Annotated in this window: 22 protein-coding genes and 1 pseudogene; 5 read left to right on the forward strand and 18 right to left on the reverse strand. The window is 65.5% G+C overall.

Annotated features, from left to right (window positions below; translation table 11 throughout):
- From VEI45_RS21210 to VEI45_RS21265, 12 genes are all read right to left on the reverse strand, one after another.
- On the reverse strand, positions 1-873 hold an 873-nt coding region (locus VEI45_RS21210), incomplete at its 3' end, for an alpha/beta hydrolase (protein ID WP_324856498.1).
- Entirely contained in the window at positions 870-2378 is a 1509-nt protein-coding gene (locus VEI45_RS21215) for a flavin-containing monooxygenase (protein WP_414687550.1), read from the reverse strand. The genes VEI45_RS21210 and VEI45_RS21215, both read right to left, overlap by 4 nt.
- On the reverse strand, positions 2375-3109 hold the full coding sequence (locus VEI45_RS21220; protein ID WP_324856500.1) for an SDR family oxidoreductase: 735 nt from the start codon (positions 3107-3109) through the stop codon (positions 2375-2377). Before VEI45_RS21220 ends, VEI45_RS21215 begins: the two co-directional genes overlap by 4 nt.
- Positions 3106-3516, reverse strand: a complete 411-nt coding sequence (locus tag VEI45_RS21225; RefSeq protein WP_324856501.1) for an SgcJ/EcaC family oxidoreductase — start codon at positions 3514-3516, stop codon at positions 3106-3108. Before VEI45_RS21225 ends, VEI45_RS21220 begins: the two co-directional genes overlap by 4 nt.
- Positions 3513-4304, reverse strand: a complete 792-nt coding sequence (locus tag VEI45_RS21230) for an HpcH/HpaI aldolase family protein (RefSeq protein ID WP_324856502.1) — start codon at positions 4302-4304, stop codon at positions 3513-3515. Before VEI45_RS21230 ends, VEI45_RS21225 begins: the two co-directional genes overlap by 4 nt.
- Positions 4301-5281 carry a zinc-binding dehydrogenase gene (locus VEI45_RS21235; RefSeq protein ID WP_324856503.1) on the reverse strand — a complete coding sequence of 327 codons (981 nt, stop codon included), beginning with the start codon at positions 5279-5281 and terminating at the stop codon, positions 4301-4303. Before VEI45_RS21235 ends, VEI45_RS21230 begins: the two co-directional genes overlap by 4 nt.
- A 1-nt stretch (position 5282) precedes the next feature.
- A complete protein-coding gene (locus tag VEI45_RS21240) occupies positions 5283-6497 on the reverse strand; it encodes a cytochrome P450 (RefSeq protein ID WP_324856504.1) in 1215 nt (404 codons plus the stop codon).
- 11 nt (positions 6498-6508) lie between these two features.
- Positions 6509-7213, reverse strand: coding sequence for an NIPSNAP family protein (locus VEI45_RS21245; RefSeq protein ID WP_324856505.1), 705 nt, complete (start codon positions 7211-7213; stop codon positions 6509-6511).
- Positions 7213-7800, reverse strand: coding sequence for a hypothetical protein (locus VEI45_RS21250; protein WP_324856518.1), 588 nt, complete (start codon positions 7798-7800; stop codon positions 7213-7215). The genes VEI45_RS21245 and VEI45_RS21250 overlap by 1 nt, the downstream gene beginning before the upstream one ends.
- 111 nt (positions 7801-7911) lie before the next feature.
- A complete protein-coding gene (locus VEI45_RS21255; protein ID WP_324856506.1) occupies positions 7912-9003 on the reverse strand; it encodes a phosphotransferase family protein in 1092 nt (363 codons plus the stop codon).
- Positions 9000-10139: a DUF7064 domain-containing protein gene (locus tag VEI45_RS21260; RefSeq protein ID WP_324856507.1), complete on the reverse strand. Its 1140-nt coding sequence runs from the start codon at positions 10137-10139 to the stop codon at positions 9000-9002. The genes VEI45_RS21255 and VEI45_RS21260 overlap by 4 nt, the downstream gene beginning before the upstream one ends.
- A 77-nt stretch (positions 10140-10216) precedes the next feature.
- Entirely contained in the window at positions 10217-11395 is a 1179-nt protein-coding gene (locus tag VEI45_RS21265) for a CoA transferase (RefSeq protein ID WP_324856508.1), read from the reverse strand.
- 84 nt (positions 11396-11479) lie between these two features.
- Here VEI45_RS21265 and VEI45_RS21270 point away from each other — a divergent pair, with 84 nt between their 5' ends.
- Entirely contained in the window at positions 11480-12184 is a 705-nt protein-coding gene (locus tag VEI45_RS21270) for a DUF427 domain-containing protein (protein ID WP_324856509.1), read from the forward strand.
- Here the strand turns inward: VEI45_RS21270 and VEI45_RS21275 are convergent.
- The 3 genes from VEI45_RS21275 to VEI45_RS21285 are packed head-to-tail and all read right to left on the reverse strand — an operon-like array spanning position 12163 to position 15214.
- Complete coding sequence (locus tag VEI45_RS21275; RefSeq protein ID WP_324856510.1) at positions 12163-13347, reverse strand: acyl-CoA dehydrogenase family protein; 1185 nt, start codon at positions 13345-13347, stop codon at positions 12163-12165. The two genes, VEI45_RS21270 and VEI45_RS21275, sit on opposite strands and share 22 nt — an antisense overlap.
- 5 nt (positions 13348-13352) lie before the next feature.
- A complete protein-coding gene (locus VEI45_RS21280) occupies positions 13353-14234 on the reverse strand; it encodes an acyl-CoA thioesterase (protein WP_324856511.1) in 882 nt (293 codons plus the stop codon).
- Between the two features lie 59 nt (positions 14235-14293).
- Positions 14294-15214 carry an LLM class F420-dependent oxidoreductase gene (locus VEI45_RS21285; protein ID WP_324856512.1) on the reverse strand — a complete coding sequence of 307 codons (921 nt, stop codon included), beginning with the start codon at positions 15212-15214 and terminating at the stop codon, positions 14294-14296.
- Between the two features lie 129 nt (positions 15215-15343).
- On the opposite strand from VEI45_RS21285, the gene VEI45_RS21290 reads away from it, so the two are divergent.
- The 3 genes from VEI45_RS21290 to VEI45_RS21300 are packed head-to-tail and all read left to right on the forward strand — an operon-like array spanning position 15344 to position 17484.
- Positions 15344-15832, forward strand: a complete 489-nt coding sequence (locus tag VEI45_RS21290) for an SRPBCC family protein (RefSeq protein ID WP_324856513.1) — start codon at positions 15344-15346, stop codon at positions 15830-15832.
- A complete protein-coding gene (locus VEI45_RS21295; protein ID WP_324856514.1) occupies positions 15816-16658 on the forward strand; it encodes an SMP-30/gluconolactonase/LRE family protein in 843 nt (280 codons plus the stop codon). The genes VEI45_RS21290 and VEI45_RS21295 overlap by 17 nt, the downstream gene beginning before the upstream one ends.
- A gap of 10 nt (positions 16659-16668) precedes the next feature.
- Positions 16669-17484 carry a thioesterase family protein gene (locus tag VEI45_RS21300; RefSeq protein WP_324856515.1) on the forward strand — a complete coding sequence of 272 codons (816 nt, stop codon included), beginning with the start codon at positions 16669-16671 and terminating at the stop codon, positions 17482-17484.
- 31 nt (positions 17485-17515) lie between these two features.
- On the opposite strand, the gene VEI45_RS21305 is transcribed toward VEI45_RS21300, so the two are convergent.
- A complete protein-coding gene (locus tag VEI45_RS21305; protein ID WP_324856516.1) occupies positions 17516-18154 on the reverse strand; it encodes an SDR family NAD(P)-dependent oxidoreductase in 639 nt (212 codons plus the stop codon).
- 111 nt (positions 18155-18265) lie between these two features.
- Here VEI45_RS21305 and VEI45_RS21310 point away from each other — a divergent pair, with 111 nt between their 5' ends.
- The gene (locus tag VEI45_RS21310) at positions 18266-18802 is read left to right on the forward strand and encodes a helix-turn-helix domain-containing protein (protein WP_324856517.1); all 537 of its coding nucleotides are present in this window, start codon (positions 18266-18268) and stop codon (positions 18800-18802) included.
- On the opposite strand, the gene VEI45_RS21315 is transcribed toward VEI45_RS21310, so the two are convergent.
- Both VEI45_RS21315 and VEI45_RS21325 read right to left on the reverse strand, forming a co-directional pair.
- A complete protein-coding gene (locus tag VEI45_RS21315; RefSeq protein WP_414687549.1) occupies positions 18799-20151 on the reverse strand; it encodes an FAD-binding oxidoreductase in 1353 nt (450 codons plus the stop codon). The genes VEI45_RS21310 and VEI45_RS21315 overlap by 4 nt on opposite strands.
- 251 nt (positions 20152-20402) lie before the next feature.
- A pseudogene (locus tag VEI45_RS21325) lies at positions 20403-20554 on the reverse strand (hypothetical protein); the annotation flags it as partial.

Here is a 20554-nt window from a genome sequence, read left to right on the forward strand (position 1 = left end):
CCAGTCCGGCAGCAGCGAATCGAAGCCGTGGCAGGTGCGCGGAAACACGTGTAGCTCGGTGGAAACCCCGGCGCGAAGCAGCTGTAGCGCATAGTCGACCGCTTCGTCGCGAAACGGATCGATCTCCGCGCACGTGATCAAAGCAGTTGGCAGACCACCCAATCGGTCTCGCCGGGCTGGCACGGCGGCCGCTGATCCAGCGTCGGGGCCCAGGTAATAGCGCCACATCAGATCGGCTGCCTCGCTGTCGAAAGCGGGGCTGGTGCAGAACTCGGCCTTCGACGCGGTTTCCCGATCGTCCAGCACCGGCTGGTGCAGAAGCTGGAAGACGACCGCCGGCAGTGAGCCGTCGGCGGCACCGTGAGCCAGGCACGCCGCCAGGGTCGCACCGGCGCTGCTGCCCCCCACCGCCAAGCGCGCAGGGTCGACGCCCAGTTCCGTCGCATTGGCCGTCACCCATCGCAGCACGGCACTCGCGTCGTCGAGGGCTGCCGGATATTGATGCTCCGGGGCCAGCCGGTAGTCGACCGACACCACGGTGCAGCGACCGCGTCGGGCGAGCTCTACGCACTGCCGATGATCGGTGTCCAGGTTTCCCAGTGCGAAGCCGCCAGCGTGGCAGTAGACGATCGCCGGTGCCGGATCCGCTTCGGCGCCAGAGTAGATACGCACTGCGACGCTGCCGGATTCGGCCACCGCGGTGTCCTCGACGATCCGCACGCCTTGCGCGTCAGTGCGTTCGGCGGCCTCCCGGCGGCGCTGGTTGAACGGTTCGCGCATGAGTTGAATCGAATTCAGCGAAAAGTCGGTCCGCGCCGTCGCGATTGCGCGCAGCGCGGGATCCAACCGCTCAAGGCCATCCGGTTCCGTCATCGACTGCCCTTGTCCAGCGCCATCGACGCATCGGGCACACACTCGGCTGGGGCCTCGAAGGTGAAGTCAGCGGACTTGAACCGGCGCGTCATTCCCCAGAAGGCCCGCGCGCTGCGCGGCCATTGCGTCACCACCCGCCCGTTGGCCGTGCGAAAGTAGTTGCTGCACTGGGTGGTCCACACAGTGCCCTGCATCCACTGGTCGATCTTGGCGAGGAAGTTGGCCATCGCTAACGGTCGCACCGCGACATACGACTTGCCCTTGCGCCGCAGGTATCGCAGTGCCCGCACGATGTAGCGCGCCTGTGCTTCGAGCACGAAGATCACGCTGTTGGAGCCGACGTTGGTGTTGGGTCCATACAGCATGAAGAAGTTGGGAAACCCGGGCACCGCCATGCCCAGGTATGCGTGCGCCCCGTCCCGCCAGACATCGCGCAGCGTGATCCCACCTTTGCCGGTCACCTCGATCTCGCCCAGATAGTCCGCTGCGGCGTAGCCGGTTGCGCACACCACCACGTCGACGTCGCGCTCGGTACCGTCTTGCATCACCAGCGACCGTGCCCGCAGGTATCGCGCCGGGCTGCTCAGCACCTCGACATGCGGCTGCGTCAACGCGGTCAGGTAGTCCGACGAGAACACCAACCGCTTACAGCCCATCGGATGGTTCGGTGTCAGTTTGCGGCGCAGTTGCTCATCAGCGACCGAATGCTCCAGCAGGCGCATTGCGATCGCGGTGAACTCCTGGGTTTTCTCGCTGCCGTGCTCGATCACCGAGATATTCGACTCACTGCGCAGCCACAGTCGCGTCCGGTAAAGCTTCTTCGCAAAAGGAATATGCGCGAATAGCCAACGCTCCCTTCGGCTGTAGGGCCGGTCCGGTTTGGGCAGTATCCAGGTCGGCGACCGCTGCACCGAGTACACCTGGGCCGCGACCTTCGCCAACTCCGGCACCAGCTGCGATGCCGTCGACCCCGTCCCCAGGACGGCCACCCGCGCACCCGCGAGGTCGACCGAATGGTCCCACCGCGATGAGTGCATCACTGTTCCGGTGAACGGTTCCTGTTCGACCAGCTCGGGCAACACCGGCTGGGTGAACAGCCCGACAGCCGAGACCACCACGTCGAATTCGTGATGTTCGCCCGTGGTCGTCGTCAGCTGCCAGCACTGCGCGCGGTCATCCCATCTCGCGGAGCGGATTTCAGTGCCGAGCTGCAGATGTGGCTGCAAGCCCTGATCTTCGACGCAACGCTCGAAATACTTCAGGATCTCCGGCTGCGGCGACCACAGCCGCGACCAGTGCGGATTCAAATCGAACGAGTACGAATAAAGATGCGATTTGACGTCGCAAGCCAGCCCCGGATAAGTGTTGATCCGCCAGGTTCCGCCGACACCGTCTTCCCGATCGAAGATGATGAAATCTCGAAAGCCCGTTCGCGCCAACAATATCCCCAACGCGATGCCACCAGGGCCGGCGCCGATGATGCCAACCGAAAGGCCGGTCTTCATTGAATTTTCAGGCATTGGCCACCGTCGATGACGAGTTCCGAACCTGTGATGAACGACGCTTGGTCGGAGACCAGGAAGGCGACGGCATCGGCTACCTCGGACGGCTGGCCGATTCGGCCGGATATCGATGTCGACGCCAGCCGCGCCTGGGTGTCTTCGTCGAGCATCGGCGTCGCGATCGGTCCGGGAAACACCGCGTTGACGCGAATGCCCGCGTGCGCCAGTTCGGCCGCGGCGGCCTGGGTCAGCCCGCGCAGCGCCCACTTCGACGAGCCGTAGGCGATGTGATTCGGGAACGGCCGAATCGCACCGGTGCTGCAGGTGTTGACGATGGCTGCGCCCTGGGCGGCGCGCAACTGGTCGAGTGCCGCACGAATACCCAGGAACGCACCTAAACAGTTTACCCGCCAAGCCTTTTCGAATCCCTCGACCGTCTCGTCGGTGATCGAGGCGCGATGCAGCACGCCGGCGTTGTTGACCAGGGTGGTCAATAACCCGAACCGGTCGACGGTGGTCGCAACGGCCTCGCGCCAGCCCGACGACGATGTCACATCGAGCGGAATCGCGACCACCCCGTCATCACCGAGGGCGTCGACCGCGGTGCTGAGTTCGGCTGTGTTGACGTCGCAGGCCGCAACGAAAAACCCGTCGGCGCGCAGCCGTTGGGTGATCGCCCAGCCCTGTCCGCGCGCGGCCCCGGTTACCAGCGCGACGCGCTGTTGAGTGGTCACGATGACGGCGCCTCCGGGCGGTCGCCGAGCCCGCCGCTGGTGATGAACCGGCATCGCCGACGACGGAAGCGCCACCGCCGGCCGTCGCGGCTCAGTACGTCGTCGAACAGGGCGGGCCGCAGATGCATCGTGCCGGCTTCGACGAGCAGCACCTGGGAGCGCGCCGTCGCGGCGTCCCCGGATACCTCGACGCTCGACACCCCGGTCAGGTGCAGGCCACGCGGCGCGGACTCGAACATGGCGCGGATTTGGTCGCGTCCAATGAATTTCCGCCCGAACACCACGAACTCGCCATCGTCGGCGAAAAGGTCCAGGCATCGGTCGATGTCGTCGGTGTCGAGGGCCAACGCGTAGCAGGCCAGCAGGTCACGGATCGCACGGTCGTCATCGCAGCGATAGTCGGTCACTGGTAGCCACCCGCGGGTGAGCTGCCCGTCGGCGCCTCTTGCGCGGTCGCTTCCTTCAGGCCTGCCGCGGCACCGCGCCGCAATGCCTGGGATTCCGACGCCAGGGTGATCATCTGAAAACCCAGCCGTGCCATGGCCTGACCGACTATGCCGTCCCCGGCGTGAATACCGGGCACCAATCCGGCGGCGGACGCGGCACGCTCAATGTTGCCGATCGCGTCGCGCACAGCCGGGTGACTCGTCGCCTTGGTGACCTCGACGCCCATCGAGATCGCCAGATCGGCGGGCCCGACATAGATTCCGGAAAGCCCTGGTACAGCGCATATTTCATGGACATCGGCGAGCGCCGCGGCGGTTTCGATCATCGCGAAAACGCTGACCCGGGACTCCAGCGCAGCCGTGTCGTAGCCCAGGCTGGCCCGCAGCGGGCCGAAGCTCCGCACGCCGACGGGTGGGTATCGGGTCGCGGCCACCGCGGCGGCGGCCTGGTCGGCCGATTCGATCATCGCGACGATGATGGCGTCGGCGCCGGCGTCGAGCACTCGCCCGATCGGCGCCGGGTCGACAGCAGGCAGCCGAACCGCGGTGCCAATCGGCACGTGCTCGAGGCGGCGCAGGATGTTGGCAATGTCGGCGTCGTCGAAGTAGCCGTGTTGGGCGTCGAAGCCGACATAATCGTATCCGGCCCGGGCGAACTCCTCCGGCCCGATCGACGTGGGCCCGGTGATCCAGCCACCCCATACGGGTTTTCCGCGGGCAAGGGCCTGCTGCAGGTGGCTTGATGTCATGCCGCACCCGACTCTGTGATCGCGATTTTCACCCGGCCGGGCTCCGGCCGGCAGGCCAGTTCGAATGCGGCCTGAACGTCGTCGATGCCGAAAGTATGGGTCAGATATGTTGCCAACAGCCCGGGATGCTCGGCGGCGAATTTGCCTGCAAGATCCAGCATCCGTCGACGATCAAGCGTCACACCGGATTTCAGCGTCAGGTTGTTGCGCAGCATGGTACGCATGCTGATCGGATAACTGTCGTCGTCGGCGACGCCGAAGTAGAAGACGGTGCCGCCGTGTCCGGCGGCTTCGATCGCGTGGCCAAGCGTCGCGACCTGATGCCCGACGGCTTCGATCACGATGTCCGGCCGGTCCTCGCGGGCCAGCTGGCTGACCCACCGGTCGCTGGTTGCCCGCACCAAGGTGTCGACGCCGAACTTGTCGGCGATGCCGGCGCGGTCGACCGGGTCGACACCGGTGACGTGCCGTGCGCCTGCCGCTTTGGCCGCATACGAGAACAGCAGCCCGATGGATCCTTGGCCGATGATGCCGACATGGCGGCCGCCGAGGGCCGGCAGCTGCTCGACGGCGTAGAGCACACAGGCCAACGGTTGTAGACCGATGGCTTGCGCAGGGGTGAGCGCCGGATCGTACGGCGCCACCTGGTCTCCGTCGGTCACCACGCGTTCCATCAAACCGTCGAACGCCGACGCCCAACCCACCACCCGATCACCGGGCCGGTGTTCGGGATGACGGCTGGCGATGACTTCCCCGACGACCTCGTGGATCGGGAAGCCGTCCTTTTCCGGGCCGCTGCGGCCATCGTCGCCCGCAAGTGGGCCGCGCACACCGCGAAAGGCCGGCATGTCGCTGCCGCAGACCCCGGCGACCAAGAACCGCAACAGCACCTGGCGATCGCCGAGGCACTCAGCTGTCTTGTTAGGGATCGATGTCCGCTCGAACAGATACGGCGCCACGATCCGGTAGGACCACATCTCAGACCTCCACCGGCAGCCGGCTCCAGCCCCACTGGAAACTGGACGGCGGACGGAATGCCGCCTCGTCGATGATCCGGTAGTCCGGCACCCGCCGCAGCCATTCTTCGACCATGACGGCAATCTCGAGGCGAGCAACGTGGTAACCCAGGCAGAAGTGCTGGCCCCGGCCGAAGGCCAGCGAACGCTTGATGGGCCGGTCCCAGATGAACTCGTCGGGCTGCGGATACTCCCGCTCGTCGCGGTTGGCCGACGCCAGCAGGGTGATGATCCGCTGACCCGGCTCGATTGTGGTGTCGTGAATGGTGAACGGCTTGCGGGCGGTTCGGGCGAACCACTGCGCGGGCGCGCAGTAGCGGATCATTTCCTCGCGCGCAACGGGCACGTTGGCTTTCGCGTCAGCTCGCACCGCTTCCAGTTGGTCGGGATGACGGCTGAGCTCCCACAGTCCGTGCGCCACCACCTTCGGCACTGTTTCGGTGCCGCCGATGAACACGCACAGCATCTGGGTGGCTACCTCGACGTCGTCGAGCGCGCGATCGTCGGGCAGCCGGTAGCCCATTAGCCCGTCCACCACCGGTAACGGCTCGCCTGACGCGTTGGCGCGTCGCCTTTTCACTGATGGGATCAGGTAGTCCAGGTAGTTGGGCCGGGCCTGCGCGGTGTCGACGCCGCTGCCAGGTTCGGCCAGGCTGCCCGCATTGACCGCGGCAAGTACCTCGGACGCCAGTTCGACTGGTATTCCCAGAAATTCGCACACTACGGATGCTGCGACGACCCCGCCGTAGTCCTGGGTGAGGTCGAACGAACCGCGCGGCAGCAACAGGTCGAGCCGCTCGTTCGCCAGCTCGCGGATCCGGTTCTCCAATTGCGCGGCCGCTTTCGGCCGAAACGACTTGCTGTGCGCCTGCCGAACGCCGTCATAAATGGGCGCATCGAAAACCGCGTGAAACGGCAGCGGATGCCAAGGTGGATCGGCGACCGGCCCGTCGTTGTGGTGGGCCAGGGTCGAGGCCGGCGGCAAGGTGCCCTCCGAGGCGACGAACGTTCCGTCGTTGACCGCCAGCACATCCCAGATATCGGCGAACCGCGAGAGCGCAAACGTATCCCACTTGTCCAGGTAGTAAACCGGGTAATGCTCGCGCAAGACCCGGTAGTAAGGCAACGGATCTGCCATCACCGACGGGTCGAACGGATCGTACGAGAAGTCCTGCATCGAAGCGGTTTTCATTGCAGCGGTGACGGCGGCAGGGCTTGCAGGATCGAGTCTTCCCAGCCGTCGCGAAGCGCCGGGGCGACGCTCATCCAGGTGACGATCTCGGCCGGTGGGTTGTCCTTCCACGACGGATAGTGCTCGGCGAAACATTCCCAACCGCCGTCGAGCGCCCAGTAGTGGATGACCTCGTTGTAGCGAAACGTGGTGGTGAACGATCCCAGCCAACGTTTGCCGGTGCGTTCCGACCACGGCACGTAGAGCCGCTCAAGCTCGCGGATGTAGTCGTCCTGCCGGCCCGGTTTGGTCTGCATGATTTCTTGAATCACAACGGACGCACTGAAATTGGCCTCGCGCAGCTGGGCGAGCGTCTTGTTGCTCGGCCCCGGATACATGATTCGCCCCTCCCCTGAGGCGCCGATGTCGGCGAGGTATGCCGACCATTTCCCGGCAGCTGCCTCATGGCTGCCGCCGCGTGTCTGTGCCGCCCCGATGCGCGCATAGTCGGCGAACGCGTCGATCTCCCAAATGATCGTCACCTGCGGCCAGTGTCCGTTGTAGGGGGTGGTTTCCCACAGGCAGAACAACCGGGCGCCCAGTTCTTGCATCATCGGCTGGTAGGTGTCGACGAACACCTCGGTGAACCGGCCGCTTGTTCCAGAGCCCAGCGCAATCGTCTCGTGCAGGTAAAGCAGCGTGTGGCCGTAGTACTTCCGCATCAGCCGACCGGGATCAGTTCGGAATCGACCGGTAAGCACGCTTTCATGTCGCTGCGCAGTGTCTCGGTTGGGCCGACCGTATCCGGAATGCCGGCAGCGGTGAGGGCATGACGTTTGAATGCGCGTGCGGCACCGCTGAGCACATGCTGCACCGTGGTCGTCCGGTACCCGACGGCCAGTGGCCAACCGTCATGCCAGAGCGTGACTTCCGTCATCCAGCGATCCAGCGCCTTGAACACCTCCTGCCGAATTCGGATGTCCGACGTGAACATCTCTGCGCTGACCGCCAAGCCGCGGGCCGCGCATGCCGTGCCCGCGGCCGGGATCTGCGAATCGAGCTCGGCTACTTGCATTCCCAGGATCTGCAACGGGCGGGTGTCGCATTGCTGCGGCAACAGCACGTTGACCTCCCAACCGGCGCGCACCCGGTCGTACAGCCATCCCCCGGCGGAGCACACCACGTCAGCGGGGCTGGAGGCAACGACGTCGAGGCGATACTTGACCGCACCACCGTCGCGGTGCCGCGAAGGTCTCGCCCGCGCAGCATCGTCCGTCAGATCAACTGCGTGGAAAGTTCGAGCTACCACTGAGCCGTTCCCCATCGTCGCACCGTCATATCAACCAGACCGACCCAGCGTGACACTTTGACGCCAATCTGTAAAGTCCGGAACGCGCCGTCGAGGTATCGTGACGTGCCCTCAATGAGTGACCCGCTCGCCCGACTGGACCTGGCGTATCCGCTCCTCGCGAATACCGATGGGCCCGGGTTCCAGCTGTTCGGTGATCCCCAGATCAGCCAGGCCGAGGTCGGTCAGCAGCGGAATCCCGCTGGCGTTGAGGATGAACCGCTGGTCGTCGGTGACGCCGTCGTCGAAGAGCATCGCGCCGATGAGACAAATGACCGCCATCTTGAAGGCATTCAGCGCTCGATACCACGGGCGATTTTCGACCTTGATCCCGCTGGCCTGTTCGTAGCGGGCGATGAACTCGTCGATGGTCGGCGCATCCGGGTGGCTGGTGATTCCCACCGGCTGCATCCAGAGCAACTCCATCCAACCGATGTCGGTGAGCGGATCTCCAATACCGGTCATCTCCCAGTCGAAGATCGCACTCACTTGATCGCCGACGAACGCGAAGTTGCCCGGCTTAGCGTCACCATGCACCAACGCGATCGTCGGGCACGGCCGCGGCTTGCCGTCCCGAAGCGCGCGCAACAGTCGCTCCAATGCGGGCAGCGTGCCGCGCTGCACCCGATGCATTTCGGCGGCCCAGTGGTCCAATTCGCGATCGAGATGGTCGCTGCCGTCGCCAAGGGCATCCAAACCGGTTGCCTGCAAGTCGACGGCATGCACGGCGGCCAGCTGATCGGCCATGTCCTCGCACATGCGACGGATGCGTTGGGCCGTTGCGTCGGGACCTTGGGGTGCCTCCATCTCATAGACGCTGCCGGCAACGCGTTCCATGACGAAGAACGGACGCTCGAGCACGTCGCCGGATTCTTCGAGCCACAATGCCCGCGGGGCTCGCACCGATGTGTTCTCGAGTTTGCGCAAGATGTCGAACTGCCGCTTGAGGTCATAGGGCTCGAGCAGCGCCGGCGGCCGAGGCCGTAACCGGACCACGACATCGCGGCGCTCCTCCGCCTCACCGTGCCCGGTAACGACGGTCAGCGCCATCATCTCGGCAGAGTGTCCGAACTCGACCCGCTCGAGCCCTTCGATTCGTAGCTCATCCGCGTCCGACAGCTGACCGCGCAGCCAGCCGGTAAGCCGTTGGCCGATGTCGCTCATTGGGCCGCCGTCTCGGAGGAATCAGCAGGCAAACGCTCCACCGGCGACTTGTCTTGGGTGAACGACGACATGTCCATGGCGCGCCAATTCGGGTATCGCCGGTAGGCGTTTCCACCCATCAGGATCTCGAAAATGCCCCAACCGGTCCGGCCGTCGAAATCGAACCGCATCAGCTGGTCGATCGCCATCGACTTGCTCTCGGTCTCGGCGAGCTCGTCGCGGTCGTTGCTGTCCCACGAGAAGTGAACGAAGTAGCCTCGGCCGCCCAGATCTTGGTATGTGCATTTTGACAGCGGCAGTCCGTAGTAGGCGTTGACATGCTGGTGTGGCGCAGCGGCCGTGACGCGGTAGCGCTTTCCGTCTTCGTCGGTGAAGATCAGGACAGCACCCGCGGGCCGCTTGAGATCGCCGTCGAACTCCGCAGCGTGCTCCATCTTGACGAACCGCTTGGACAGCGTGCCGTCGCTGTGGGTGATCCCGCCGTCGACGTAGGTGACGGTCCCGTCGCAGGTCTCGAAGACCCATGCCTCCATCGCGCAATCGTCGAAACCGGCATCAAGCCAGAGCCAGAAGTCGATTTCGTCGGAGACCCGCAATCCGAAGGTCCGGTCGCGCCCGCCATGGAAACCGTCGACCGAGATACGCTCGCCGTCGATCTCCACCCAGCCGCTCCAGGTACCGGGCTCTTTGATGTGGTACATGTCGGCCAGCAGTTTTCCTTGGCTGCCATGAACTTTGATGGGCAACAATTCCCACATCGGCGCGCTGGGCTCGTAGTAGAGCTCCCAGGCGATTTCCGAATCATTGGGTGCCACTTCGAGTTTCCATCGCTTCAGCGGCTCGACGCAGGTCCACCGCATCGGCCCAGCAGTCAGATCGGCACGATCTGCTCCCGTTATCTGCCGCCCGGCCATCAGGTCCCAGTGCCGACCGTCGGCGAGGGAGACCTTGACGTAGCCCAAGCCGCTTTTGGTGTTGGGATTATTTCCGTATCCGCTCGCCAGCAGCATGGTCCCGTCAGGCGAGGCCGCGAAGAAGTAGCACCGGTCCGACCAGGTGGTGTCTGCGTCGTGCACTTCGTCGAAGGGGCGCGGAAGTTGATGCGTGAAGGACTCGTCCGCGGCGGAATACCCCATAAGCGCACACACCCTTCAACCACAAGCCACTGACCAGAGAGCGTGACACTTCTGGATAGATTTGTAAAGTCTCGCGGTCACGACTTGCGGCGTGCGGCCAGCTCGGCGAGAACTTCGTCGGTGTGCTCGCCCAGCCGTGGCGCAGCGGACCGCGGCGCCCACGGTGTGCCGTGGAAATCCGCCGGTGTGGCGACCATCGGGACGGCTGCTTGCCCGTCCGGCACGTCGACGATGCCGCCCGCAGCGTGGAACTGCTTGTCTGCCACGACATCCTCGATGGAGTTAACCGGCGACCAGAAGAAGTCCGGTTCGCTCGCGAAGATCTCCGCCCATTCGTCGAGGGGCTTGGTGGCAAAGATCTGGTCCAACTCGGCAATCAGGTCGACGGCGTTGACGGCGCGTGACCGCGCGGAGGAAAAGCGCGGATCGGTCAACCAGTCGGCGCGGCCGACGGCCCGGCACAACGGCGGCCAGTGTCGCTCGGCTTCCAGCCCCACGATCCAGAACCGCCGGCCATCTGCTGCGGCGTAGTTGTTCATGCACGGGTTGCCCATCGACTCCCGTTGTCCGACGGCAATGGGCTGACCGGTCATCAGGTAGGTGTTCAGGTCGAAGCTCACCGTGTAGGCACCCTGCCGATACAGCGAGGTCGTCACCAGCTGCCCCGATCCGGTTCGGTCGCGGGCCAACAGTGCTGCGCAGATTGCCGCCGCCAGCGTCATGCCGGCGCTGTGATCGCCCATACCGCCGCGCTGGAACGGCGGCGTGTCACCGGGCCGGGTCAGCAGATGGGCCACTCCGGCGCGGGCCCAGAACGCCGCGATGTCGTAGGCGGCCCGGTCGGCGTCCGGCCCGGTTTCGCCGTAGCCGGTGATCAGCCCGTAGACCAGGCGGGGGTGATTTGCAGCCACCGACTCATAGTCGAGCCCGAGCCGCCGCAACGCGCCGGGTCGGACATTGGTCACGAACACGTCGGCGCCGCTGATCAATTCGAGAGCCGTGGCGCGGCCACAGTCGGCACCGTCGGTTGTGAGGTCGAGGACGATGCTGCGCTTGCAGCGGTTGTCCATCTCGAACGGCGGGCTCACGTCGATGTCGAGCCCCAACATCCGGCCGAACAGACGCGCTGGGTCGCCGGTCGGCGGCTCGATCTTGACGACGTCGGCACCCCAATCGGCGAGGATGCCACCCGCCGCAGGCCCGGCCACCCACACCCCGAGCTCGACGACTCTGATGCCTTCCATTGGTCCGCCCATGCCCGGCATCCTCCCACCCGCACTGTGCGGAGCGATGCCCGATACGCTGATAACCAGCGTGAGCACGACGGACCGGGAGGGCTTGTGAGTCTGGTCGCCGGGCGCGGGCCGCTCAGCAATGAGCCCGCCGGCTGGTTTTCACCCGACGCCGATCTGAACTTGCCCGCCGACGTCGTCTATGTCGAGCCGCATCCGCGACGCGTTCAGGCCGTCCGCGGCGGGAGCATAGTGATCGACACCGAGCGGGCGCTGTTGGTGCACCGGCGAAATCATCCGCTCAGCTATGCATTTCGCGCCGACGAGGTGAACGGTCTGCCCAGCAAGCCGGTTGCTGAGGCGCCCGGATTCGTCCAGGTGCCGTGGGACGCGGTAGACACCTGGATCGAAGAGGGACGCACGCTCGTGCACTATCCGCCTAACCCGTACCACCGGGTCGACTGCCGCCCCACCAGGCGGCGTCTGCGGGTCAAGGTCGCCGGCACGACGCTGGTGGATACCGACGACACCGTGATCGTGTTCGAGACGGCGCTGGAACCTCGCTTGTACGTCGATTCGTCGCATGTGCGCACCGACCTGCTGCGGCAAACGGACACCTCGACCTATTGCAATTACAAGGGCGTCGCCACCTATTGGTCGGCCGTGATCGGTGACGTGACAGTCGAGGACGTCGCGTGGAGTTACCTGGACCCGCCACCGGAAAGCCTGCCCATCAAGGGATTTCTTAGTTTCGATGGCACGCGCGCCGAGATAGTTGCCGAACTGCCGCCTCAGGACTTCGGCGGCGAATAGTTCGGGCGCCCAAGCCCCAACGCGTGCTGGGCGATCATGTTGCGGAACACCTCCAGGGTGCCGCCGTAGATACCGGTCGGTGAGGCAAGCCGGAAGATGTATTCGGCGCCACCGTCATCGGCAGCGCCGTTGGTCTCGATCGGCAACGCCGACGCCGTGCCCAGCAGGTCCATCAGCTCCGGCGCGACATCACGCATGGTTTGCGCATTCGCCACCCGCCCGAACATTCCCGGGGTGCTCAACGCCGCCTCGGTGCGGGCAATGCTGCGGCCCAACCGATATGCCACCGACGTGTCGTCGAGCAGGCGGCGGCCGTCCGGGCCCGGTTGGGCAACCAGCGCCGCGATCTTGTCGATCGCCTCGGCCATCAGTGTGGCATGTTCGCTCATCACCGCGATTCTCTGCAAGCCGCCGGCTTCACTTTCGACGGTGCCGTGCTCGACGTCGAGCGCCGCCCGCAGCACCGCCCAGCCGCCGTTGATGTCACCGATGCGGTATTTGTCGTCAACCCGCACGTCGCTGTAGTAGACGATGTTGGTCCGGTCGCCGTCGATGGTGCGGATGGGCTGGATCTCGACGCCCGGCGTGTCCAGCGGCACCAGGAACATGGTCAGGTTCTTGTGTTTCGGCGCGTCCGGATCGGTGTTGGTAAGCAGGAAAACGTATTTGGCGTTGTGGGCATTGGAGGTAAACATCTTGGAGCCGTTGACAACCCAGCATCCGCCGTCGCGAACCGCGCGGGTCTTGCACGTCGCCACGTCGGAGCCGCCCTCGGGCTCGGTGTAACCCAGGCACAGCCGGATGTGACCGGAAAGCACGCCGGGCAGCACCTCGTCGGCTACCTCCGGCGATCCGAACTGCCGCACCGTCCGGGCCACCATCGCGGTCGTTCCCCAGTGGAACCACGGCGTGTGCGCCCGCCCGATCTCCAAGTCCCAGATCCGCCGGTGCAGCGCGCTGAAGCCGCCCTCGGACTCGTCTTTCCAGTCGGCGGCCAGATAGCCTTCGGCACCCAACGCCACATGTACGCCCTCGTCGAAATTATCCCCGGTCTCCCGGTCCCGTCGGCGCACTTCGTCGGTGACGTGGACGCCCAGAAACGCCCGCAACCGATCGCGGAATTCCTGGTCCTCCCTGGAGAGTTCGACGCTCGCAAAGTCCATGGCTGCTAAAGCCGCGCCTCGGTCTTGATTGCGGTGTCGGTGGTGCGCAGCGGGCGGATCAACGCCTCCTGCGCGAACGAGGCGATCAGCTCACCTTCTTCGGTGTGCACGGCGCCGCGGACATACGACATGCCCGCGCCGACCTGGGTGCTCTCGTGCGTGTACAGCAGCCACCCCGACCATGACACCGGCTCATGGAAGCCGACCGTTACCGTCATCGGCGCGGTGGACACGGTCAGGTGCGACTGGCTGGTGCCGATGCCTTCATGGGCGCGCATGGTGGTCGAGATGCCCAAATGGCCGGTGAAGTATGCGATCAGCGCCTTGGCCAGATCGTCGCGAGTCGGGATCGGGTCATAGTGCAGCCAGGCGTACAGCTCCGGTGGCCCGACTTCGTCGGGGCTGTTGACGTCAACCACGTCGACCAGCCGCAGTTCCCGACCGGCCATCGGCATCGGCGAGACGTTCGCATCGGCGGGCGCGGCCACGTCGGGGCGGGGCAGGTGGTGACGAATCACATCGGGCGACGGCACGTCGGCCAGCGCGGTCACGGTGATGCAGCGCCGGCCGTTCTGCTTGACGAACACCACCGCGGTCGCGGTGGAGCGGCCTTCGTGGACCACGTCGATGTCGAATTCAACTGGCGGCCCGACCATTACAGCGCGGGAGAACACCGCGTGCACCGACCGCACCGACTTGTCCGGAAACCGTTTGGCGACCGCGACAATCACTTGTGCGAGCACCTGGGTGCCTTCGACCACCTGCCGTTCGTCTGCACCGGCGATCCCGGTTTCAGCGGTGAAGTGGTCGGGCCCGTCGGCATGCGCATCGAACAACTCCAGGAGGCCGCTGACCGACCAGTGCGTCTGCTCAGATTCCGTCGTCACCCTGCGAGCGTGACATTCTCACCGAATCTTGTAAAGCCTTCTCGGCGGCTCACCCGATCTCAGGTCGCGTCGATCACCAGGGTCTGGAACCGTTCGATGGTGTCAGTGACGTGCGCAAGGCTGTCGCCCGGCAGCCCCACTTGCAGCCAGGTGACGCCCAGCGCGGCCAGCTTTTCCATTCCGGTCAGGTAGGCGTCCGCGTTGAAGTCGTCGTGTGCCGGGCTGCCGCCTTCGAAATTGGTGAACACCACGTCGAACTTCGACCAGTCCCGGCCGGCTTCGTCGACGCGGCGGCGCAGGTCGGCGATGCCGTCGGCGAGGCCTTCGACCGAGTCGATGGTCGCGGTGCGAGTCGTCTGGGCCAGAGTCGGAGGCGCGGGGAACGGGCACCAGCCGTCGCCCTTGTGCGCCACGCGCCGGCGTGCGGCCCCGGTGTTCCCACCGACCCAGATCGGCGGATGCGGCTCGCTCGCCGGTCGGGGGTGCGCGGTGATGCCGCTGGCGGTGAAGTGCTTGCCGTCGTAAGAGACGTCGTCGGTGGTCCAGATCGCCCGGATCACGTCCAGGGCCTCATCGAACAGCTCGGCCCGTTGCTCATAGTCAGCGCCCAGGGCGGCGAACTCCCCCTTGAGATAACCGACCCCGACCGCGAGGGTGAATCGGCCACCGGAAAGCAAATCCAGCGATGCACCAGACTTAGCTACTACGAACGGGTTTCGATACGGCAGCACCACAATGTTCGGAATCAGCCGCAATGTGGTGGTCCGAGCCGCCGCGAAAGCCATCGCCACGAACGGGTCCAGTGCGTCGTGTCCTCCGGCCTCGAGCCAACGCTGCGTCGGCGCGGGGTGGTCGGTGAAACCGAAGCCGTGGAATCCGGCAGCTTCCGCGGCCGCCGCGACCGCGGTAATGCCGTCGCCGCTGACCAATTCCGGGTTATACGGGTGGCGGTGCATCGGGTGGGTGATGGTGAAATGCATCTGCCGCTTTCCTTAGCTGAGCGCCGAGAAGTATCCCTGCAAAATTACTGCGTGACACTTATACGATAATCTGTAAAGCTAGCCGGACGGCTGCCGGGTCGGATCGAGCGCCACAGGGAGGTGAAGTAGTTGGGCATTGTGACCACGAGTTCGGAAACCGCCTTCGCTCGATCGCCCGAGATCATCTATGACTTCGTCACGAACCCGGCGAACTGGCCCAAGACCTACCCGGGCAGCGCGCACATCACCAACCTGCCCGATGAGCTGCCATTGAAGGTCGGCGACACCTGGCAGGAGTCCGGACCGGACGGCGACCGAATTTTCACCTGGCATCTGGCGATCGCGACGCGGCCGAAGTTGTGGATGTTCAATTCCGTTGGACCACTTGGCCACAACCGTGACGGCAAGGGCGGTATGGAGGGCCGGATCACGGTTCAATACCAGTTCACCAGACCGGGCGGGGAGATCACGCTGTTCACCCGCACGATGACGATCGAGGCTTACAAACACGCACCGCTGCCGGACGGTTTCTTCCGGACTGTCAATCCCGCCCACATCGACGCCTACCACGCGGCGATCGCACGAGAATTGGATGCGCTCGATGACGGCGACCGTTGACGGGCTGACGCCGCTGGCCAGCGGCTTCTGCTTCGGTGAAGGTCCGCGCTGGTTCGAGGGGCTGCTGTGGTTCTCCGACATGCTGGGCGAGGTCGTGCACACCGTCGACCCGGGCGGCTCGCTGACCACGTTGCCGCTGCCCGGGCACGCACCCTCGGGTCTGGGATTCCGGCCGGACGGCTCGCTGCTGATCGTGTCAACCGAAAAACGGCAGCTGCTGCGCTACGACGGTGAAACCGTCACCACGATCGCCGACCTGAGCGATGTCGCACCGGCCGACCTCGGCGACATGGTCGTCGACCACCTCGGCCGCGCCTACATCGGGTCGCAGGCCTTCCACGGCGGCGTCATTGCGCGCGTCGATCCCGACAACAGCGTGCGGGTGGTGGCGCGCGATCTGGACTTTCCCAACGGCATGGCCATCACGCCCGACCACAAAACCCTGATCGTCGCCGAGTCGATCGGCCGGCGGCTGAGCGCGTTCAGCATCGGCGACGACGGCGGGCTGGTCGACCGACGGGTCTTCGCCGACGGCCTCGACGGGCCGCCTGACGGCGTCAGCCTCGACGCTGACGGCGGCGTGTGGACGTCGATGACGCTGGCGCATCAATTCGAGCGGATAGTAGAGCGTGGCCCCAATGGGCAAGTGACCCATCGCATCGACATCGGCGACCGCGCCGCGATCGCCTGCATGCTCGGCGGCTCCGCGCGCCGCACGTTGTTCATGCTGTCGAGTACCGACGCCTACCCCAAACGGCTGATCGGGACCCGGCTGTCCCGGCTCGACACGGTGATCGTGGATACTCCTGGCGCCGGTCTGCCCTGAAAGGTGAACGATGACCGATTCCTACTACGAGGTGATCGACGACGCAGACCCGTTGGGCGAAAAGTTCATTGCCACAGACCTGGTGAGAAGCACGTGGTCGGCGGCGTTGCAGCATGCCGCACCGGTGTCGGCGCTGTTGGTCCGGGCGCTCGAGCGCTGCGCTGCCCGTGACGACACCCGGCTCAGCCGAGTCGCCATCGACTTGCTGGGTCCGGTACCGGCCGAAGGCGACTTGTGGGTTCGCTCGCAGGTCGAGCGCCCCGGCAAACAGATCGAGCTGATCAGCGCCGAGATGCTGGCGCTGGGCCCCGACGGTGAGCCCCGGCCGACCGCCCGGGCCAGCGGATGGCGGCTGCAGCAGCTGGACACCGCCGACTTGGTCCACGCAGCCGCACCGCTGCCGCGTCCGGTGAGCGAAGCCCGTAGCCGCAATCTGGAAAAGGATTGGGATCCCAACTATGTGCACAGCCTGGACTGGCGCTGGCTGACCAAACCGCTCACCGATGGTCCGGGAGAATCCTGGATCAGGCCGACAGTGAACCTGGTTAACGGCGAGGCGATGACGTCGTTGCAGCGGCTGTTCGCGGTCGCCGACTGCGCCAACGGGATCGGCTCCAAACTCGACATCACCAGGTGGACGTTCCTGAACAACGACCTGGTCGTCCATGTGCACCGGATTCCCGATGGCGACTGGATCGGCATCCGTGCCGAAACCAATTACGGGCCCGACGGCATCGGTACGACGGTGGGGACCCTGTTCGACGAGACGGGAGCCGTGGGCAGCATTCAGCAGTCGGTGTTGGTGCGCCGACGGCCCAGGCCCTAGCAACCGCCGCTAGCGCAGGTTTTCTCGATCCTTAACGCGCCGGCATCGATCTCGATGCCGCGGGAACCGGTGCAATGACGTCGAGGACACGCAGGTGCATCCGCTCAGGCGAGCTGATCGCCGCGGCGATCAGGCGTCCAACGTCGCCCGGCGGCAGCGGGCGGCTGCCGCCCGTCCCAGTGGACCGGATGATCGAGGCTCGCACACCGGTGCCGACGAATTCGGCGTCCAGGGCGGCTACCCAGGCTTCGAGCATCCGATCGGCGGTCGCCGTCGACGCACCGACCAGACCCGGGCTGATCAGCACCACGTCGCCACGCCGGTTGTCGATCATCGGCGGAATGACTTGTGCCGCAAGGTGTTGTGCGCCGACCCAGGAACCGTCGGCCAGACCGGCGGCACTGACCAACACGTCGACGGACCCGATCAGGTAGTCGGCGGACTCGACGAACCGGTCGATGGAGGGCGGATCGGCAAAGTCCAGGTGGGCGGCGAAGACTGCCGCGCCATCGGCGCGAAGTTGGGCCGCGAACCGCTCACACATGTCGATTCGACGGGTTCCCATCAACACCAGCTCCCCGTCGGCGGCCAACCGCGCCGCACTCGCAAGTGCGATGGGCGATGAGGCTTCGGTGATGACAATTGCTCTCGAGGCCCTGGAGTGGCTCACGACGGACGCCGATCAGCGGCGATGCGCTGGGGCCCGGCTAAGATTTGGTGGTCCGCTACCAGTGACACGAAAACAGCGTGACAGTTCGGGCTATTTTTGTAAAGTTTGGGTATGGAGCAGACGTCGACCATCGAAAGCGACACCTCGACGCAGCAGCGGATCCTCGCCGCCACCGCTGAGGTCCTCAGCCGCAACGGCAAACGCAAGCTCAGCCTGTCCGACGTCGCTGCCCAGGCCGGGGTGTCCAGGCCGACGCTCTACCGGTGGTTCGCCTCGAAGGAGGAGTTGCTATCGGCGTTCTCGCGTTACGAGCGGCAGGGCTTCGAAAGCGGCTTGAGCAGGGCGACAGCCGGCCTCAAGGGGGCTGACAAGCTCGACGCCGCATTGCGGTTCATCGTTGAGTACCAGCATTCCTACTCGGGGGTGCGCATGGTCGACATCGAGCCCGAGCACGTCATCAGCCAGTTCTCACACGTCATCCCGCAGATGCGGGATGGTCTGCAGCGGCTGATGCCCGGTCCCAACGCCGCGGTGAAAGCGGCCACCGCGATCCGAGTGGCGATTTCGCACTACATGATCCGCAGCGACGACGCCGACCAGTTCTTGGCCCAACTGCGCCACGCGGTGGGGATCAAGGCTCCCGACTAGTCGAACAGCACCGCGGCATTCAGATAGCCAGTCGGGTCGAAGGCCGTCTTGAGGGTTCGCATCGCCGCGATATCGGCAGGCTCGCGGGACATGCCGACGTATTTGCGTTTGCGGCTACCGACCCCGTGTTCGGAGCTCACGTTGCCGCCACATCCCGCGATCAGGTCCATCATGGCCGCGTACAGATCGCCTTCCTGCTCGTCGCTGCAGCGCAGCACGTTGAGATGCAGGTTGCCCTCCCCGATGTGCCCGAACAGCACACCGATGGCGTCGGGCGCATGGCGGCGCAGCAACCCGTCCGAGTCCCGCGCGAACGCGGCGACCGCCGACAGCGGCAGCGACACGTCGAACTTCACCGGCGGCCCGTAAACGCCGAGCACCTCGGCTATCGATTCCCGTAGCCGCCATAACCGTTGTTGCGCAGTCAGATCGACGCCAACCGCCGGCTCCCCGCAGGTCCGCACTTCGTCCAGCGCGTCGGCGAGGCGCTCGGTCTGGTCATGATCGGATGCCAGTTCCACCAGCAGCAGCCAGTCACCGCTTACCGGCGCGGCCACACCGAGATGCTCGTCGGTCAGCGCGCTGGCCCGGCCGTCGATTAATTCCAGGGCGGCGATGCCGTCCAGGTCGCGAAACAACCGGCCGGCGTCGACCAGCGCGTCGAGGTCCTCGAAGCCGCACACGGCCGTCACTCGATGCGGCGGATCCGGGTGTAGCCGCAGATCAAGCGCGGTGATTACGCCCAGCGTTCCTTCGGCGCCGACGAACAGCGCCGGCAGGTCATAGCCGGTGTTGTCAGCCCGCACATGAGAGTGCCGTCGTACCACCGACCCGTCGGGCAGAGCGACGTCCAAACCGATCACCTGGTCGCCCATGTTGCCGTACCGCACGGTGCGCAACCCGCCGGCGTTGGTCGATGCCATCCCCCCGATGGTGGCGGAGTCGCGCGCCGCCAAGTCCACGCCGAACACCAGGCCGGCCGCCGTCGCCGCGCGCTGGACCGCGGCCAAGGTGGCCCCTGCCCCGACTTCGACGCGGCGTTCGATCGTGTCGATATCGCTTATGGCACAGAGTCTTTCGGTCGATAACAGCACATCGTCATGTTCGGGGACGGTGCCGGCCACCAAGGACGTGCGACCGCCCTGGATCGTGACGTGCGCCCCGGCGTCCCGACACACCCGCAGCACCTCGGCGACTTCGTCCGCCGAACCCGGACGCACCAGGGCGCTCGCACGCCCGCGATAGCGGCCGGTGTGGTCGACGCTGCGGCCGGCCAGCACGTCGGGGTCGGTGCTGACATGACTCGGTCCCACCACCGACGACACGGTTCGCAGCACACTCGGGGTCATGGCCTCGTGTATCACACCTACCTTGCAGCGCCGCGACTGATGCAGGATGAGTGCCGTGAGCATGCAGCGTGAGGAGCCTGCACCGGTCCGTGGACTGACAACTCAGCGACGGCGGCGTCGAGTTCGGCTTTTTTGCGGCTCGACAGATACACCGTCGCTCCCGCCTGCAATAGCCCGCGCGCGATCATCACGCCGATGCCGCGGCGCCGCCGGTGACCACGGCGACCTTTCCGTCGAGGCGAAACATGCCATCACGGCCATCGCGAATTACGATCGGCTGTACCGATTTCGGTTCTGACCCCTAGCGGTGATTCGTTGCGCACCGTTTCGTCGCGGATCAGACCGCGCAGCAGCGCGGTACTGAACTCGGCGGCGATTTCCTTAGCGGTGCGGCGTCCGCTCG

Source organism: Mycobacterium sp. (assembly GCF_035623875.1).
In the GTDB taxonomy this organism is placed as follows: domain Bacteria; phylum Actinomycetota; class Actinomycetes; order Mycobacteriales; family Mycobacteriaceae; genus Mycobacterium.

Bases quoted from the DNA above. Each gene is read 5' to 3' on its own strand.
- VEI45_RS21315 (WP_414687549.1), bottom strand. From the start codon at position 20,151: ATGACCCCGAGTGTGCTGCGAACCGTGTCGTCGGTGGTGGGACCGAGT.
- VEI45_RS21300 (WP_324856515.1), top strand. From the start codon at position 16,669: ATGACCGATTCCTACTACGAGGTGATCGACGACGCAGACCCGTTGGGC.
- VEI45_RS21310 (WP_324856517.1), top strand. From the start codon at position 18,266: ATGGAGCAGACGTCGACCATCGAAAGCGACACCTCGACGCAGCAGCGG.
- VEI45_RS21255 (WP_324856506.1), bottom strand. From the start codon at position 9,003: ATGAGCGACATCGGCCAACGGCTTACCGGCTGGCTGCGCGGTCAGCTG.
- VEI45_RS21235 (WP_324856503.1), bottom strand. From the start codon at position 5,281: ATGTGGTCCTACCGGATCGTGGCGCCGTATCTGTTCGAGCGGACATCG.
- VEI45_RS21260 (WP_324856507.1), bottom strand. From the start codon at position 10,139: ATGGGGTATTCCGCCGCGGACGAGTCCTTCACGCATCAACTTCCGCGC.
- VEI45_RS21215 (WP_414687550.1), bottom strand. From the start codon at position 2,378: ATGAAGACCGGCCTTTCGGTTGGCATCATCGGCGCCGGCCCTGGTGGC.
- VEI45_RS21240 (WP_324856504.1), bottom strand. From the start codon at position 6,497: ATGCAGGACTTCTCGTACGATCCGTTCGACCCGTCGGTGATGGCAGAT.
- VEI45_RS21230 (WP_324856502.1), bottom strand. From the start codon at position 4,304: ATGACATCAAGCCACCTGCAGCAGGCCCTTGCCCGCGGAAAACCCGTA.
- VEI45_RS21295 (WP_324856514.1), top strand. From the start codon at position 15,816: ATGACGGCGACCGTTGACGGGCTGACGCCGCTGGCCAGCGGCTTCTGC.
- VEI45_RS21245 (WP_324856505.1), bottom strand. From the start codon at position 7,213: ATGCGGAAGTACTACGGCCACACGCTGCTTTACCTGCACGAGACGATT.
- VEI45_RS21275 (WP_324856510.1), bottom strand. From the start codon at position 13,347: ATGGACTTTGCGAGCGTCGAACTCTCCAGGGAGGACCAGGAATTCCGC.
- VEI45_RS21265 (WP_324856508.1), bottom strand. From the start codon at position 11,395: ATGGGCGGACCAATGGAAGGCATCAGAGTCGTCGAGCTCGGGGTGTGG.
- VEI45_RS21285 (WP_324856512.1), bottom strand. From the start codon at position 15,214: ATGCATTTCACCATCACCCACCCGATGCACCGCCACCCGTATAACCCG.